Annotated in this window: 11 protein-coding genes; 6 read left to right on the plus strand and 5 right to left on the minus strand. The window is 69.2% G+C overall.

From position 1 onward, the window contains the following. Window positions 1-54 precede the first annotated feature (54 nt). The 3 genes from KY501_RS43775 to KY501_RS43785 are packed head-to-tail and all read left to right on the plus strand — an operon-like array spanning window position 55 to window position 4,787. Window positions 55-1,194: a class I SAM-dependent rRNA methyltransferase gene (locus tag KY501_RS43775; RefSeq protein ID WP_224370376.1), complete on the plus strand. Its 1,140-nt coding sequence runs from the start codon at window positions 55-57 to the stop codon at window positions 1,192-1,194. 46 nt (window positions 1,195-1,240) lie between these two features. Then, complete coding sequence (locus KY501_RS43780) at window positions 1,241-2,836, plus strand: 3'-5' exoribonuclease YhaM family protein (protein WP_224370378.1); 1,596 nt, start codon at window positions 1,241-1,243, stop codon at window positions 2,834-2,836. A gap of 1 nt (window position 2,837) precedes the next feature. Continuing rightward, window positions 2,838-4,787, plus strand: coding sequence for an HD domain-containing phosphohydrolase (locus tag KY501_RS43785; RefSeq protein WP_224370380.1), 1,950 nt, complete (start codon window positions 2,838-2,840; stop codon window positions 4,785-4,787). A 5-nt stretch (window positions 4,788-4,792) separates the two neighbouring features. Here KY501_RS43785 and KY501_RS43790 read toward each other — a convergent pair whose 3' ends face one another. From KY501_RS43790 to metG, 3 genes are read right to left on the minus strand one after another with little or no spacing between them, the layout of a single operon-like run. Further along, complete coding sequence (locus KY501_RS43790; RefSeq protein WP_224370382.1) at window positions 4,793-5,569, minus strand: TatD family hydrolase; 777 nt, start codon at window positions 5,567-5,569, stop codon at window positions 4,793-4,795. Then, the gene (locus KY501_RS43795; protein ID WP_224370384.1) at window positions 5,566-6,537 is read right to left on the minus strand and encodes a HEAT repeat domain-containing protein; all 972 of its coding nucleotides are present in this window, start codon (window positions 6,535-6,537) and stop codon (window positions 5,566-5,568) included. The genes KY501_RS43790 and KY501_RS43795 overlap by 4 nt, the downstream gene beginning before the upstream one ends. A 5-nt stretch (window positions 6,538-6,542) precedes the next feature. After that, the gene (gene metG / locus KY501_RS43800) at window positions 6,543-8,651 is read right to left on the minus strand and encodes a methionine--tRNA ligase (protein WP_224370386.1); all 2,109 of its coding nucleotides are present in this window, start codon (window positions 8,649-8,651) and stop codon (window positions 6,543-6,545) included. A gap of 119 nt (window positions 8,652-8,770) precedes the next feature. Here metG and KY501_RS43805 point away from each other — a divergent pair, with 119 nt between their 5' ends. From KY501_RS43805 to KY501_RS43815, 3 genes are all read left to right on the plus strand, one after another. Beyond that, window positions 8,771-9,568, plus strand: a complete 798-nt coding sequence (locus KY501_RS43805; protein ID WP_224370388.1) for an NRDE family protein — start codon at window positions 8,771-8,773, stop codon at window positions 9,566-9,568. 237 nt (window positions 9,569-9,805) lie between these two features. Beyond that, window positions 9,806-10,195 carry a response regulator gene (locus KY501_RS43810; protein WP_224370390.1) on the plus strand — a complete coding sequence of 130 codons (390 nt, stop codon included), beginning with the start codon at window positions 9,806-9,808 and terminating at the stop codon, window positions 10,193-10,195. 99 nt (window positions 10,196-10,294) lie between these two features. Then, window positions 10,295-12,346 carry a HEAT repeat domain-containing protein gene (locus KY501_RS43815; RefSeq protein ID WP_224370392.1) on the plus strand — a complete coding sequence of 684 codons (2,052 nt, stop codon included), beginning with the start codon at window positions 10,295-10,297 and terminating at the stop codon, window positions 12,344-12,346. Between the two features lie 19 nt (window positions 12,347-12,365). Here the strand turns inward: KY501_RS43815 and holA are convergent, their stop codons facing one another. Together holA and holB are read right to left on the minus strand one after the other, a co-directional pair. Next, entirely contained in the window at window positions 12,366-13,688 is a 1,323-nt protein-coding gene (gene holA / locus KY501_RS43820; RefSeq protein WP_224370393.1) for a DNA polymerase III subunit delta, read from the minus strand. Beyond that, a complete protein-coding gene (gene holB / locus KY501_RS43825) occupies window positions 13,685-14,716 on the minus strand; it encodes a DNA polymerase III subunit delta' (RefSeq protein ID WP_224370528.1) in 1,032 nt (343 codons plus the stop codon). The genes holA and holB overlap by 4 nt, the downstream gene beginning before the upstream one ends. Between the last annotated feature and the right edge of the window lie 9 nt (window positions 14,717-14,725).

The following is a 14,725-nucleotide window of genomic DNA, read 5'->3' on the forward strand; positions in this document are numbered from 1 at the left end:
GAACAGGGCCTCGGGGCCCAGGTCCGCAGGCAGCGGAGAGAGGGAGAACACCACGTGCTCAACACGTACCTGTCTCGAGAGGCGGCGCAGAAGCTCCGGCATGGCGCGTTCTGGCTGAGCCGGGAGGACATCCTGTCCATGGACGGCACGCCCGTGGCCGGCCAGCCCGTCCAGCTCCGAGACGAAGACGGACAGGTGCTTGGGTTGGGAGACGTGGACCTCGATGCCTCGTTCCCCGTCCGGCGAATCGGGCTCCCCGAGGAGAGCGTGGAGGGGCTCATCCCCCGCCACATCCGCCATGCCCTCGAGCTCCGCGCACGTCTGGTGGATGATCCGCGCTTCTGTCGACTGGTGAACGATGACGGCGACGGCCTGCCCGGCCTCATCGTCGACCGGTACGACACCCACTTTGTCATCCAGACGCTCACCCGCCCCATGGATGCGCGCATCGAGGAGCTCACCCGCGCCATCGTGGAGGTGGCGGGCGCGGGCTCGGTGCTGCTGCGCAACGATTCGTACCGGCGCAAGGCCCTGGGGCTGGCGCCACAGCGGCCCCACGTGCTGTACGGCAACCCGCCCCGCTGGTGCCGCCTGCTGGAGCTGGGGGCCCGCTTCACGGTGGACCTCACCTACGGGCGCAACACGGGCTACCACTACGATCAGCGGGAGCTGCGCCGCTTCCTCGCGCGCCTGTCCCATGAGGCCCGGGTGCTGGATCCGTGCTGCAACGTGGGCGGACTCTTCGTCCACGCGGGCCTGCACAGCGCCCGGCAGATCCTCGCCTTCGACTCGAACGCGGACGCGGCGGACCTGGCGCGCGAGAACGCCGAGGCCAACGGGCTGTATGGCCGGGTGAAGGTGGAGTCCGGCCGAACCCTGGAGGTGCTCGAGGCCGTCACGGACACCTTTGATCTGGTGCTGCTCGACACCCGGGACGCGGACTCCCAGGAGGCCTTCATCGAGTTGGTGAGGCGGGGGCTGCGGCGCACCCGCCACGGGGGCCGGCTGCTGCTCACCGGCTACCATCCCCCCCTGGCCCTGGGCGCCTTCGAGGAGCTGGTGGCCCAGGCCTGCGAGCGCGAGAAGCGGGTGGCCTTCCGGTTGGCCCGGCTCGGCCTGCCCCCGGACCACCCCTCGCCCGTGAACACCCCCAGCGCCGACTACCTCGACGCGGTGGCACTCGAAGTGAACTGAATCCAAACGCGCCCTGGACGGCTTTGGGTGGTAGTGTCGACTCACGATGACGACTGACAACCCGGCTGAGACTCCTGGGCCCGCCACCGAGGGCGGCTCCGTCGAGACAGTGCGCAAGGTCTACGCGAAGGACCTGCGGGAGAAGGACCGCGTCAACACAGTCTTCCGCGTCACGCAGAAGAACAAGGTGACGGCGCGCAGTGGCAAGGTGTTCCTCGCGCTGACGCTCGGGGACAAGAGCGGCGAGGTGGATGCCCGCATCTTCGACAAGGTGGACGAGTTCGAGCCCGGCTTCAATCCGGGCGACTACGTCCTCATCCAGGGCCATGTGATCAACTTCCACGGCAAGACGCAGATCGTCGTGGAGGCGCTGGAGCGTCTGGATCCCGGTCCGCTCGATCCCAAGGAGTTCGAGGTTCCCCCGGCTCCGCCCGCCCCCGCCGAGACGGCTGCCCCCGCGGCCCCAGCGGCCAAGGAGGACAAGGGCCCGGAGAAGCAGGAGAAGGCCCAGGACAAGCCCCAGCAGGGCTCGGAGAAGCGCGAGGAGGGCTCGGAGAAGCGCGAGGAGAAGCGCGCGGGCCGCGACGACGGCGCGGGCCCCCGGGCCGTGGGATTGATTCGCGAGCTCATCACCGAGCGCGTGAGCGATCCGCACGTGAAGCAGTTGCTGGTCGCGTTCCTGGACGATCCACAGATCGCCGCAGGCCTGCCGATCGCTCCCGCGGCCAAGGGCATTCACCACGCCTACCGCGGTGGGCTGGCAGAGCACCTGCTGTCGGTGATGCGGCTGACGCTGCGCGTGGCGGACCACTACCCCATGGCGGACAGGGATCTGCTGCTGGCGGGCGCCCTGCTCCATGACGTGATGAAGGTGGCGGAGATCTCCCCCGAGAAGGGGTTCGAATACACCGACGAGGGCAAGCTGGTCGGCCACCTGGTGATGACGGCGCAGAAGATCCGCGAGAAGACGCTGGCCATCCCCGGCTTCCCTCCGGCGCTCGAGCACCACCTCACCCACCTGGTGCTCGCGCACCACGGGAAGCTCGAGTACGGCTCGCCCAAGCTGCCCATGACGATCGAGGCGTTCATCGTCCACTCGCTGGACACGTTGGATTCGCGGATCGCCTCGTGGCTGGAGGCCATGGCGCGCGACCCCAACGAGCGCTGGACGGAGAACCTCAAGCACTACGAGCGCCAGCTCTGGAAGGGCCCCTCGCCCACCGCGCGAGGCAAGTCCCCGGTGGAGACGCGCCGCAAGTCCCGCGACGAGCGCCGCAAGAAGGAGAAGGGCGGCGGACAGCAGGGCGCCCAGGGCTCACAGCCGGGAGCCGAGGAAGGCACCCCGCCCGCCCCACGCGAGAAGAAGGATCGTCCGCCTCGGGAGGGCCGTCCGCCTCGAGAGGGCCGTCCGCCGCGTGAGGACCGCCCGCCCCGCGAAGACCGTCCGCCCCGCGAAGACCGTCCGCCCCGTGAGGATCGTCCGCCCCGCGAGGAGCGCCCACCCCGCGCGCCGCGCGATCCGAGCAGCCTGCCCCAGGAGCTGACCTTCAAGCCGTTCAGCGCGCTGACGTCGTTGTCTTCGACGTCGAAGCCCGAGGAGTCGGCACCGAAGTCCGACGGCGAAGGCTCCACGGAAGGCTGACATGTCGAAGCGTCGGCTCGGAGAGCGTCTGATCGAGGCCGGCCTCGTGACCGCCGAGGCCGTGGACAAGGCCCTGGATCACCAGAAGATCACCGGCTACAAGCTGGGGGACTGTCTGGTGGAGCTGGGCCTGCTCCAGGAAGCGGCGCTGCTGCGCTTCCTGGCCGCCGAGTTCAACACCCGCTTCGTCTCCGCGGAGAAGCTGGCCAAGGCGAAGCTCCCCACGGACGTGCTGGACAAGCTCCCGGTGCGCATGGCCGAGGCCCAGGTGGTGCTGCCCCTGGCCTACGATCCGGAGCGCAAGCTGCTCTCGATCGTCGCCGCCGAGCCGCAGAACAAGTCGCTGCTGGACGAGATCGCCCTCGTCACCGGCGTGTCGGAGGTCTACGCATACGTGGGCCTGCGGAGCGCCATCGCCGCGGCCATCAAGAAGCACTACTACGGAGACCCCACCGCCTTCGCCACACTGGAGAATGGCGGCCCACAGGTGGTGCGCTCGGACGCGGCGGCCATGGCGAGCGCCTACGACGCCACGGGCAGCGGAGCGCGAGCCGCCCCGCACCTCCAGCTCCGCTTCGAGACGGATGTCAGCGCCCGGGCCCGGTCCGCCGGGACCCAGATGTCGCGCATGTCCACGGGCTTGCGTGAGACGTCCGCATCGCGCTCGGGCGTGTCCGAGGTGGATTTCATCGAGTCGCTGAACATCCTCGTGGGCCTGCTGGAGCAGGAGCGGCCCCACCAGCGAGGGCACTCAGCGCAGTTGGCACGGCAGGCGGCCATCGTGGGCAAGCGCATGGGCATGGCGCCGCGCGAGCTGGCCGCGATGAGCATCGCCGCCCACCTGCATGACCTGGGCAAGTCCGCCGAGCGCCACCACACGCTGGCCAGCAATGCCGTCAACGCCGACTGGAAGACGGAAGCAAAGCGCCTGAGCAAGGCGCCCGTGAAGCTCTTCGAGAGCGTCAAGCTGCCCACCGCCGTGAGCACCATCCTCAACCAGTTGTACGAGGCCTATGACGGCTCGGGGCCACTGGGGACGAAGGGCGAGGACATCTCGCTGGGCGCACGCATCCTCGCCGCGGTGGACAGCTTCCTGGACCTGACGAAGAACCCGGCCAACGCGCACGGCAAGGCGCTCCCCAAGGCACAGGCGCTGGAACACCTGCGCAAGAACGCGGGCGTCCTCTACGATCCGGTGGTGGCGGACATCGTCGGGCAGGTGCAGAGCGGCGAGTTGCTGCGCCACCGCATCGTCCAGGACGGGCGCCAGGTGCTCATCGCCGAGTCGGACGAGGCCATCCGCACGGACATGCTGGAGTCCTCGCTCCGCCAGGGCCTGGTGGTGCACGCGTTCTCCACGCTGGACGGCGCCATGGACGGGCTGGCCCAGCGCGAGTGCGATGTGCTCGTGGTGAGCCTGCGCTTCGGCATCCAGGACGTGACGGCGCTGCTCCAGTACGCGCGAGGCATGCCGGAGTGTGGCGGGCTGCCCATCATCGTGCTCGGAGAGCCGGACAACCCCACGCGGGAGCGGCTGCTGATGGCGGGCGCGACGGCGGTGGTCTCGGCCACGGACACGGACAAGGCGGCCGAGGTGCTCCGGCAGCTCTACGAGGACCGCATCGTCCACAACGGCCCGGCGCGCATGGTGCAGGGCAGCTACGACGAGCTGCCCCAGCTGGAACTGCTCAAGACTCTGGCCACCAAGTCCGGGAGGCTCCACCTGCGCCACCACTCGCTCGAGGGCTATCTGCACCTGGAGCACGGCAAGGTGGTGTTCGCCTCGTATGCCGGCCAGTCGGGTGAAGGCGCCATGCAGGCGCTGCTCAAGCTGAAGCAGGCGGACTTCCAATTCGACCCGGACTCCCTGCTGCTCGACCAGCCGCACCTCGACAAGGATCTGGCGACGGTGACCAAGGAGCTCACGGCTCGCAAGGCCGCGAGCGCCTGAGGTGGCTACGGCACTCGGAGCCCGAACAGGCCCGAGGCCGTCTTCGTGGTGATGGCGGCCAGTTCCTCCAGGGACACGCCCTTCAGCTCCGCCACCTTGCGCGCTGTCTCCACCACGTGCGCGGGCTCGTTCTTGCGCCCCCGGTGTGGCACCGGCGCCAGGAAGGGACTGTCCGTCTCCACCATGAGCCGATCCAGCGGGGTGAAGCGCACCGCGTCCTGGAGCGCCTCCGTCTTCTTGTATGTCACGACTCCGGACAGGGAGATGTGGAACCCCAGATCCAGGTAGCGCCGCGCCGCCGCCGTGTCTCCCGTGAAGCAGTGGATGACGCCTCGGCGGATCCCCTCCTCCCGCAGGATGCCTTCGCAATCCTCGTGGGCATCGCGCACGTGGACCACCAGCGGTTTGTCCAGCTTGCGTGCCAGGGCGCACTGGCGCCGGAACACCTGTGCCTGCACGTCTCGCGGTGATCGATCGTAGTAGTAGTCCAAGCCCGCCTCGCCCACCGCGCGCAGCTCGGGCCGAGCGCAGGTGCGCTCCAGCGTGGCGAAGTCCTCTTCAGTGGCCCTCGCGGCCTCGTGAGGATGGATGCCCATCGTCGGCGACAGGAACTCCGGATGCGCGGCGGCCAGCTCCACCGCATTGCCCCAATCCCCGGGCCCCTGGAACTGCCCCACCACGACGGCATGCACCACCCCAGCCGCGCGGGCGCGGTCCAGGACGGCGATGACCTGCTCGTAGTCCGCGCGCTCCAGGTGACAGTGTGCGTCGATGAGTCTCATGGCTTCTCCTGCAACAGTTCGTCGAGCTCCTCGCGCGCCTCAGGCGAAGTGAAGGTAGAGGCCACCGCTCGCACGCGCGCCTGGCCCTCGGGCAGTCCCAGCCGCCACAGCCCATCCGCCGCGTCCAGCCGGCAGTCCTCCGAGGCGCTCGCGTCCTCCAACAGGGCCACCAACCACGGCAGGGCCTTCGGGTCTCCCAGCCGCCCCAGCCCTCGCGCCGCCGTACCCCGGCACGGATCCTTCGGATCCTGAAGGATGGCGTGCAGCCGCTCCAGTGAGCCCGGGGCCTTCACCTCGCCGCACAGCTCCACCGCGAGCGCCCGATCCGCGCTCCACTTCTTCTGCGTGCGCTTGAGCAAATACTCCGCGCCCTCCGCCTCGCCCAGCTTCGCGAGCACCCCCGCAGCCTGGGTCCGCTCGAAGGCAGGGATCAACCATCGGCTGAAGAGCCGCTTCACGGCCGGCAAAGCGCGCGCGTCCCCCAGCTCCGCCAACGCCCCCAGCGCCCGGAAGCGCAGCACGTCGTTGTCCATCGCCTCCACGAGGATCTCCAACCCCGAGCTGTGCTTCAGCGCCGCCATGCCGCGAGCCGCCTCGAAGCGAATCTCGAAGATGGGATCCTCCAGCATCCGCGCCAGCGCCCCTCGCAGCTCCGGGATCGCCATGTCCGCGATCCGCCCCGTCGCCTCCAGGCGCACTCCGATATCCGCATCGGACAGCCGCGAGGTGAGCATGTCGGTCAGCTCCTCGAGCGACAGCACGAGCGTGGCCAGCCCGATGCCCGAGCGGCGGACCTCGCCCTGCGCATCCGCGAGCAGCCTCGCGAGCACCTCGGAGAACTCCGAGGCCCGCGAGGGATCCTCATCGACGATCTGGACGAGCAACTGCGCGGCCTCGGTGCGGGCCTGTGGACGCTTCTCCCGCTCCAAGGCGAGCAGCGCGCGATCCCGCTCGGCCCGCCAGTCCATGACGCTCACTTCACCGCCGAGCCCGGAGGCACATCCCCCGGATCCAGCAGGGACAACTTCTGATCGGCCGTCTCCGCCGTCAGGAGCATGCCGCGAGACTCGATGCCCTTGAGCTTCCGAGGCTTGAGGTTCGTCACCACCACCACGCGTCGGCCCGTCACCTGCTCCGGCGTGTACGCCAGCGCGATGCCCGACACGATGGTGCGCGGAGCCGCCTCACCCAGGTCCACGGTGAGCTTGAGCAGCTTGTCCGCCCCAGCCACCTTCTCGGCCGCGAGGATCTTCCCGGCCTTGAGGTCCACCTTGGCGAAGTCGTCGTACTCGATCTCCGCCGGAGCCCCACCCACCCCCGCGCCCGGCGAGGCTTGCGTCGCGGGAGCAGCAGCCGGCTTCTTCTCGGCCTTGTCCGCCGCCTTCTTTTCTCCCTTCTTCGGAGCCTCCTTGGCGGGCTCGGGCTCGGCGGACGGAGGAATGAGGGCGTTCACCTTCTCCTCCTCCAGGCGGGGCAGCAGCGGCTCGGGCGTGCCGATGGGGCGGCTGCGATCCAGCAGCGGGTACTTCGCCTTCTCCAGCGCCGCGAACGTGAGCGGAGGAGCATTGAGCTGGTTGAACAGCTTCTCCGTCACCCGAGGCACCACGGGCGTCAGCAGCGCGCCGAGCAGGTAGGCCACGTCCGCCGCATCCGACAGGTCCGCGCGAGCAGCCTCCGGATCCGTCTTCAGCTTCGCCCACGGCGCCTGCGCCTGCAGGAAGCCGTTGGCCGACTGGGCAATCTCGACGATGACCTTGATGGCGTTGCGGAACTCCAGCTTCTCGAAGGACTCGCGCACCTCGGGCACGCGCGCCAGGGCAGCTTCAACAAGCACCTTGCCTGACCCCTCGCGGCCCGGAGCCAGCTTCCGCTCCAGCTGCCCCGAGATCATCGTCAGCCCGCGGTTGGCCAGGTTGCCCACGTTGTTCACCAGCTCGCCGTTCACGCGCAGCCGGAAGTCCTTGAGGTTGAGATCAAAGTCCTCGGGCCCCGGCCCCAGGCACGCCGCGTAGAAGTAGCGCAGGTAGCTCGGGTCCAGGTTGTCCAGGTACGTGCGCACGGGAACCAACGTGCCGCGCCGCTTGGACATCTTCTCCCCGTTCACCGTGAGGTGGCCGTGGACCTTGATCTCGTTGGGCACGTGCAGGCCCGCGACTTCCAGCACCGCGGGCCAGAACAGCGCGTGGAAGTAGACGATGTCCTTGCCGATGAAGTGGAGGATCCGCGCGCCGCTGTCCTTGCTCCAGTAGTCCAGCGCGCTCTTCGCCTTGCCCGTCTCCTTGGCCCACTTCTCCGTGGTCGCCATGTACCCGATGGGCGCGTCCAGCCACACGTAGAAGTACTTGTCCGTCTCGCCCGGAATGGCGAAGCCGAAGTACGGCCCGTCGCGGCTGATGTCCCAGTCCGCCAGCCCCTTCTCGAAGAAGCTCTGCAGCTGCGTGGCGAGGCCCTGGTGCAGGAAGCCCGGCCGCTTGAGCACCTCGCGCAGGAAGCCCTCATGGCGAGACAGCTTGAAGAACAGGTGCGTCGAGTTCTTCCTCACCGGCGGCGTGCCGCACAGCGAGCACTTCGGATCCAACAGGTCCGTGGAGCTGTACGCCTTGCCGCACTTCTCGCACGAATCGCCGTACTGATCCGTCGCCTTGCAGTTGGGGCAGGTGCCCTTGATGAAGCGATCCGGCAGGAAGCGCTTGTCCGTCTCGCAGTACGCCTGCTCGATCTCCCGGCGCTCGATGTCGCCCTTCTCCTTGAGCCGGCCGTAGATGAGCTCCGCGTAGTGGCGATTCTCCGGAGAGTTGGTGGAGTGGAACCAGTCCACGCTCACCCCCAGCTCCTCGAAGTCCTTCTTGTGCAGGTTGTAGATGCCGGCGATGAACTCCTCCGGCTTGACGCCCTGCTTCGCCGCACTCAGCTCGATGGGCGTGCCGTGCGTGTCGTCCGCGCAGAAGTAGACGACGTCCTTGCCGCACGAGCGCAGGAAGCGCACGTAGATGTCCGTCTGGATGTACTCGACGGCGTGGCCGATGTGGATGGGACCGTTCGCGTATGGAAGCGCGCTGGTGACGAGGATCTTCTCCGCCATGGACTCTCCTAGAGGGCGGCGGACTGTAGCCGCTCGAATGCCCGGGGTCATCGATTCCATCAGCCCTTCGATGCACTTCCCTGCGCCGGAGGCAGGGCCGGTGTTATGGACCCGATACGATGTGTACCCTGCTGATCCTCCGCCAGGTCCACCCCGAGTGGCCCCTCATCCTCGCGGCCAACCGGGATGAGCTGTACGAGCGCCCCACCACCGGTCCGGAAGTGCTCCCCGGCACGCCCCGCATCGTCGTCCCCGGGCGGGACGCCGTGCATGGCGGCACGTGGATGGGCGTGACGGACACAGGCCTTTTCGTGGGGCTGACCAATCAGCCCCGCTCGCTCACTCACGGTGTGGCCCCTCGCTCGAGGGGCGAGGTAGTGCTCAGCGCCCTGCGCGCCGGGAGTGTGGACGCCATCGAGCGCTACCTCGACACGCTCGATCCCTCGGCCTTCAGCCCCTTCAACCTGCTCTATGGAGACGCCTCGCGGCTGCGGGTGGCCTATGCCCGCCCCGGCGCCAGCCAGCTGATCCGCGAGGACGTCCCGGAAGGCATCCACGTGCTCCCCAATAACGTGCTGGACGCGCCCTCGCTCCCCAAGGTGCAGCGGGCCCGCATGCTCGCGGCCGAGCACGCCCGGCGCCCCTGGCCCGAGCTTTCCCTGCGACTCCAGGAAGTGCTGGCCGACCACCACCTGCCGGCCCTGGAGCAGCTCCCCGAGCCGCCGCCCGACGCCTCCCTTTCGCCAGAGATGGCCCGGCAGCTCCAGGCCCTCTGCATCCACACCCCGGCCTACGGAACGCGCTCCTCGGCGATTCTGGCCCTCGCCCCGGGCCGTGTGGGCCACTTCCTCGTGTCCCAGGTGCCGCCATGCCAGCACGCGTTTCAGGACCATTGGAGCCTGCTCGCCCCACTGTGAGGGGGCCTGTCCCCCACACCCTGAGGGGTGCTCACTCCCCACCTCTCACTGGGTCGTTGCAGACCTCGACGAATTGTCTGAGAGTGGAACAATCGGTTGATACTGCCCGGAACAATCTCCCCGGGCACCCATGGGTCAGGTAAGACCTATGAGGTCGAGGATGACCCTCACTTTTCACCGGGTTTCCAAGGGAGACGTGGTGGCCTGAGGCTTGCTAGCCACCCGAAGGGTCCTTTCATGGCGAAGATCCTCATCGTCGACGACGAAGTGCAGGTGGCCAGCGCGCTTCGGCGGCTGTTCCGGCGCGAGGGGTTTGCCGTGGAAGTGGCGCTCAACGGCGAGGAGGCGCTGCAGAAGCTCTCCACGTTCGACCCGGACCTGGTCATCTCCGATTTCCGGATGAAGGGGATGAACGGCGCGGAATTGCTGGAGCGGGTGCTGCGCGTGGCTCCGAGGGCCGTGCGGATCCTGCTGTCGGGGCACGCGGACCTGTGGAGCACCTCGCCGTCCTCGTCGGCCCAGGCGGTGTCGCACTTCATCAGCAAGCCGTGGGATGACGATCACCTCGTTTCGCGCGTGCGGAGCCTGCTGGGAGGCCCGCAGGAGCCCTCCCCGTCGAGTCCCTGAGCCGAGCAGGCAGCCAGGGATGCCGCGGACCCGTCCTTTCGGGCATGGGGGGCGCTTTCGAACTCCGCCGCCTACATCAACGGCTAGACTGCGCCGCCCATGAATGAAGCCATCCGCGAGCTGGGGCAGCAGCTCTCCTCCGAGGATCTGTACGAGCGCGAGACGTCCGCGCTGGAGCTGGCTGGGCTCGAGGATCCCCAGGCGGCTCCGTTCCTCGTGCGCGCGCTCGAGGACGCGGAGGCTTCGGTGCGGCGGTGGGGCGCCCACGGGCTGGCGAAGCTGGGCAGCGCGGAGCATGCCTCCGCCCTCCGGAAGGCCCTGGAGAAGGATGAGGACCCGAGGGTGCGCGTCCAAGCCGCGTTCGGGCTGGCGGTGCTGGGAGAGCGCAGTGCGCTGGAGAAGCTGCCGCAGTACCTGAGCGCGGAGCCCCCGGACGCTCGCCGGGACGCGGCCGCGATGCTGGGCTCCCTGCCGGAGAACGTCCCCGTGCGAGCCGTGCTCAAGCCCCTGCTTGGCGCCCGAGACGAGCGAGGCCGGGCCTGGGCCGCGGCGCTGTTGCACTCCCTGGGAGAGCCCGACGTCTTCGCGAAGTGGCACAGCGCCCTGGCCTCCCCCGAGGGCCGCCGCGACGCGATCCTCGCGGTGCCGCTCATGCGGGAGGCGCGTGCAGTCCGCGAACTCCTCCGGTTGCTGGCCGAGCTGCCCCCGGAAGAACTCGAGACCGCCGAGGGCGACGAGCCCACACTGGTGGAGTTGCTCTGCGATGCCCTGCGGCTGTCCGGCTTGGAGCTGCTGCTGGATTCGGACACGGATGATGCCCTCCGGGCGGATCTGCTCGTGCTGATGGGCCGGCATCGGGAGCTCATCCCCGATCTGGCGAGCGATATCGTCGAGGCCTTCACCCAGCGCCCCGCCGACAAGCTGGGCCAGGAGCTGGCGGAGCTCCTCCTGGAGCGGGAGCCCGAGGAGCGCGGGGCCTTCTTCACGAACGTCGCGCCGCTGTTCCCCAAGTCCGCCCTGCCCGCTCTGGCGGAGCTGAAGGGCCCGGAGCGCGAGGCCGTGCTGCGGCACGTCGCGCAGGCAGCCCTGGAGGCACAGGGAGAGAATGCCGCGCTCTCGGCGCTCTGCCAGGAGCTGCGCGCCACTCCCTATGGCCACCACTTCGAGGGGTTGCCCACCAGCCCCACCGCTCGGGCGCAGGAGTTCCCGGAGGATGAGGACGACTGGAGCGGCGAGACCCAGGAGCAGGCCATCCCCGACGAGGAAGAGATCTACGTCGAGGGAGGTACGCTGGAGGAGGACGAGGAGTCCTGGACGGAGCAGGTGGCGCCGGAGGCCGACGCCGTGGCCCAGCGAGCCCTGGTGCTCGGAGGGCTGCTGAGGCGCCTGGCCCTGGAGGAGCGGCTGGCGAAGGGCAAGGATCCCGCCGCGAAGGAGGAGATCCTCCGGCTCCAGAAGTGGATGGACGAGGAGGGCCTCTTCAACACCCTGGGCGTCACGGGCATGGAGCTGCTCGAGGTCGAGCCTGGCATCTGGTCCACGGACGAACGGCAGATGGTGTCCTGGAGCGCCGAGGAGTTGCAGCTACTCCTCTGGGCCTTGAAGCAGGGCAAGCTGACGCCTGCCGAGGCCCGCGCGGAGGCCGCACCGCTGCTGGAGCGCGTGCCGCTGCTGAAGGATCCGCAACCCTTCCTGGAGTCCGCCGAGCGCCGCCCGCTCGAAGAGGTGCAGGCGCAGCGTGACCGCTGGGAGGCGATGCTGGAGTGCGCCCGGCACGAGTCCTTCGCCCGAGGCATCGTGGCCGATCCATCGCTCGCCGAAGAGGATCCGGATCTGGAGACGCTGCTCGAGTCCGCCGAGGAAGTGGGCTTCGATCGCAAGGGCCTCTCCGCGAACCAGTCCAAGGCCCACGTCGCGGCGGAGGGCCTGCGTCACTGGTCCCGGCACCTCGTCAACGAGCTGCAGGAGCAGGGGTTGCTGCCAGGCAAGGCCGGTGAGGGACTCGTCTTCCAGGGCAAGCGCCTGCCGGACCTGGATGAAGCGGCGCTGGACCTGCTGCTCGCGCTGGCCCACGGGCGCTTCCACGCTCTGGAGTGGCTCGTCGCGGGCGGTGAGCCCCTCCCCGAGGGAGAGGAAGAAGAGGCCGGCTGAGGCCGCACCCGCGCCAGGCTCAGGCGGGCCGGGCGCAGAGGGTCCACAACAGGCGCTCGATGACGAGCTTCCCGCTGGCGGAGGACTTCAGCTCCAGGTCCGCTTCCGCGCAGTGCACGAGCGCGCGCAGCAGCTCGCGGCGCTCGTAGCGTGCCGCGGCCTGCATGCTGAGGAAGGCGGCGTAGGGGTGCGGAGCGCGGCCCTTGGACGCCTTGGCCTCCTGCTCGATCTTCGGGAAGACGCGCGCCTTGAAATCATCGAACGAGCGCGGCGGCGAGCCCTTCGCGTACTGGCCCAGCCGCTCGTGGTTCTCCAGGAGCCCACGCACGATGGAGGCCACAGCGCCCAGCAACTGCAGCGCGTGAGTCCCCTGCCCCATCGCGTCCTCGGCGTAGTCCAGCGCGCCCTTCAGATCGCGCTTCTGGAGCGACTCGGAGAGCTCGAAGTACTCCTCCTCGCGCGCGTGGTGCACCAGCAGCGCCACGTCCGAGGCCTCGATGGTGGCGGCGTCCCCGGCGTAGACGGCCAGCTTCTCGAGCTCCGATTGGAGCAGGCGGATGTTGCCGCCCACGCGCTCCTTGAGCTGCTCCAGCGCCCCGCGGCCCAGCTTCTTCTTGAAGGGCGCGAGGAACTCCAGGGCGATCTCCGAGAGATCCAGATCCTTGTGGCGCGCGGCCACCTTGCGCTCGACGACGTGGCCCGAGTCCTTGGCGAACTTGAGCAGCGGGCTCTTGGCATCCACGTCCGTGGCGGCCAGCACCAGCGCGTGGCCCTTGGGCAGCCCCTTCTGGAAGAGATCCAGCAGCGCCGAGGCATCGCCCTCGGGAGCGGTGATGCGCTCGTCGCGGCAGAAGGCGGCGGCCTCCTTGAGGAAGGCGAGGTCCACCTCGGCCAGTTCCACGTCCAGCTCTTCCTTCCACTCCTCCACCGAGGGCGCTCCCGGCGCCGTGGGATCGAGCTGGTCCACGCCCCACCCCGCCCGAGCCGCCAGGGCCAGCAGCCGGCGAGCACCTTCCTTGCGCTTGCCCGCCTTCCACGCCTCGCGAGCCTTGCCCAACGCGTCTCCGCGTCCCTTCTTGGGGGCGAGGAACTCGGGGTCGCGCACCAGCACGACCTTGCGGCCGGGGAAGAGCGGCATGGTGGCCAGCTCCTGCGCCACCTCGCGAGGCGAGGCCGCATCCAGCACCGCGAAGTTGAGCCCCATGGAGGCATCCGGCACGAGCATCTTCACCAGCTCGTCGGCGCCCTTGCGCACGAGGAACTCCTCGCCCCAGAGCAGGTACACCGGAGCGACCTTGCCCGCCTTCACCTCCGCCAGCACGTCGTCCAGCTCCGCGCTCACCGGACCTCCCGCATCAGCAGTTCGATCAGCATCCGCTCCAGTTGGAGACGGGGCGAACCGTTGCGCGCGATGGCTCCCTGCGCGCGTTCGATGAGATGAAGCCGGCGGTGCAGCTCCGACTCGGAGACACGGGCCGCCGTCTCGCGCGCCAGCTCCTTCAGATCCAGGTTCGCCAGGGTGTCGGCTCCGGCCTTCAGGAGCGCCACGTCCCGCGTCCAGAGGGACAGGAGGGCGAGCGCCTGCTCGGCATCCTCCCGGCCGCCTCCGAACTCCTCGGCGAAGCGCATCGCGGGCAGCACGTTGTCGGGCCGGAGTGCCTCGAAGCGGGTGACGATGTCCTTGCGCTGGGCCAGCCCGTCCACATCGAGGCTCAGCGCGCGTCCCAGGCTGCCACCGGCCATCACGGCGGCGAGCGCGGCCGTCTGGGGATCCAGCTTGCGCTCCTGCTGCACGCGCTGGGCGACGAGATCCACCGGCAGCGGGGCGAAGTGCACCTTGCTGCAGCGGCTGCGGATGGTGGGCAGCAGCCTGTCCATGGACGCGGCGATGAGGATGAGCGTGGTATCCGACGGCGGCTCCTCGAGCGTCTTGAGGAAGGCGTTCTGCGCCGCCTCGTTCATCCGGTGCGCGGAGGTGATGAGAGCCACCTTGCGGCGAGACTCCAGGCCATGCAGGGCAATGCGCTCCTGGAGGCCGCGGATCTGTTCCACGCGGATGTCTCGGCTGGGCGTGCCGGTGAAGTCCGAGCGCCCCGCCAGGCCGCGCGACACGCGCTCCTCCTCCGGCATGATCCACGTCACGTCCGGATGGATTCCCTTGGCCACGCGCAGGCAACTGGCGCATTGGCCGCAGCCCACCTCGGGCTGCTCGGGGCAAGTGAGCGCTTGAGCGAGCCCTACCGCGGCGAGCTCCTTGCCCACGCCCTCCGGCCCAGCAAACAAGTAGGCGTGATGCAGCGTGCCACTGCGAAGGGCCGCCTGGAGTGCATCAATCGCGCGTGGCTGTCCGACCACCGAGGCCAGCGTCATGGTGCGTGT

Source organism: Hyalangium versicolor (assembly GCF_020103695.1).
GTDB lineage: Bacteria > Myxococcota > Myxococcia > Myxococcales > Myxococcaceae > Hyalangium > Hyalangium versicolor.

Coding starts and splice junctions, on each gene's coding strand:
- KY501_RS43805 (WP_224370388.1), top strand. CDS start 8,771: ATGTGTACCCTGCTGATCCTCCGCCAGGTCCACCCCGAGTGGCCCCTC.
- KY501_RS43790 (WP_224370382.1), bottom strand. CDS start 5,569: ATGAGACTCATCGACGCACACTGTCACCTGGAGCGCGCGGACTACGAG.
- holB (WP_224370528.1), bottom strand. CDS start 14,716: ATGACGCTGGCCTCGGTGGTCGGACAGCCACGCGCGATTGATGCACTC.
- KY501_RS43795 (WP_224370384.1), bottom strand. CDS start 6,537: ATGGACTGGCGGGCCGAGCGGGATCGCGCGCTGCTCGCCTTGGAGCGG.
- KY501_RS43780 (WP_224370378.1), top strand. CDS start 1,241: ATGACGACTGACAACCCGGCTGAGACTCCTGGGCCCGCCACCGAGGGC.
- metG (WP_224370386.1), bottom strand. CDS start 8,651: ATGGCGGAGAAGATCCTCGTCACCAGCGCGCTTCCATACGCGAACGGT.
- KY501_RS43810 (WP_224370390.1), top strand. CDS start 9,806: ATGGCGAAGATCCTCATCGTCGACGACGAAGTGCAGGTGGCCAGCGCG.
- KY501_RS43815 (WP_224370392.1), top strand. CDS start 10,295: ATGAATGAAGCCATCCGCGAGCTGGGGCAGCAGCTCTCCTCCGAGGAT.
- KY501_RS43785 (WP_224370380.1), top strand. CDS start 2,838: ATGTCGAAGCGTCGGCTCGGAGAGCGTCTGATCGAGGCCGGCCTCGTG.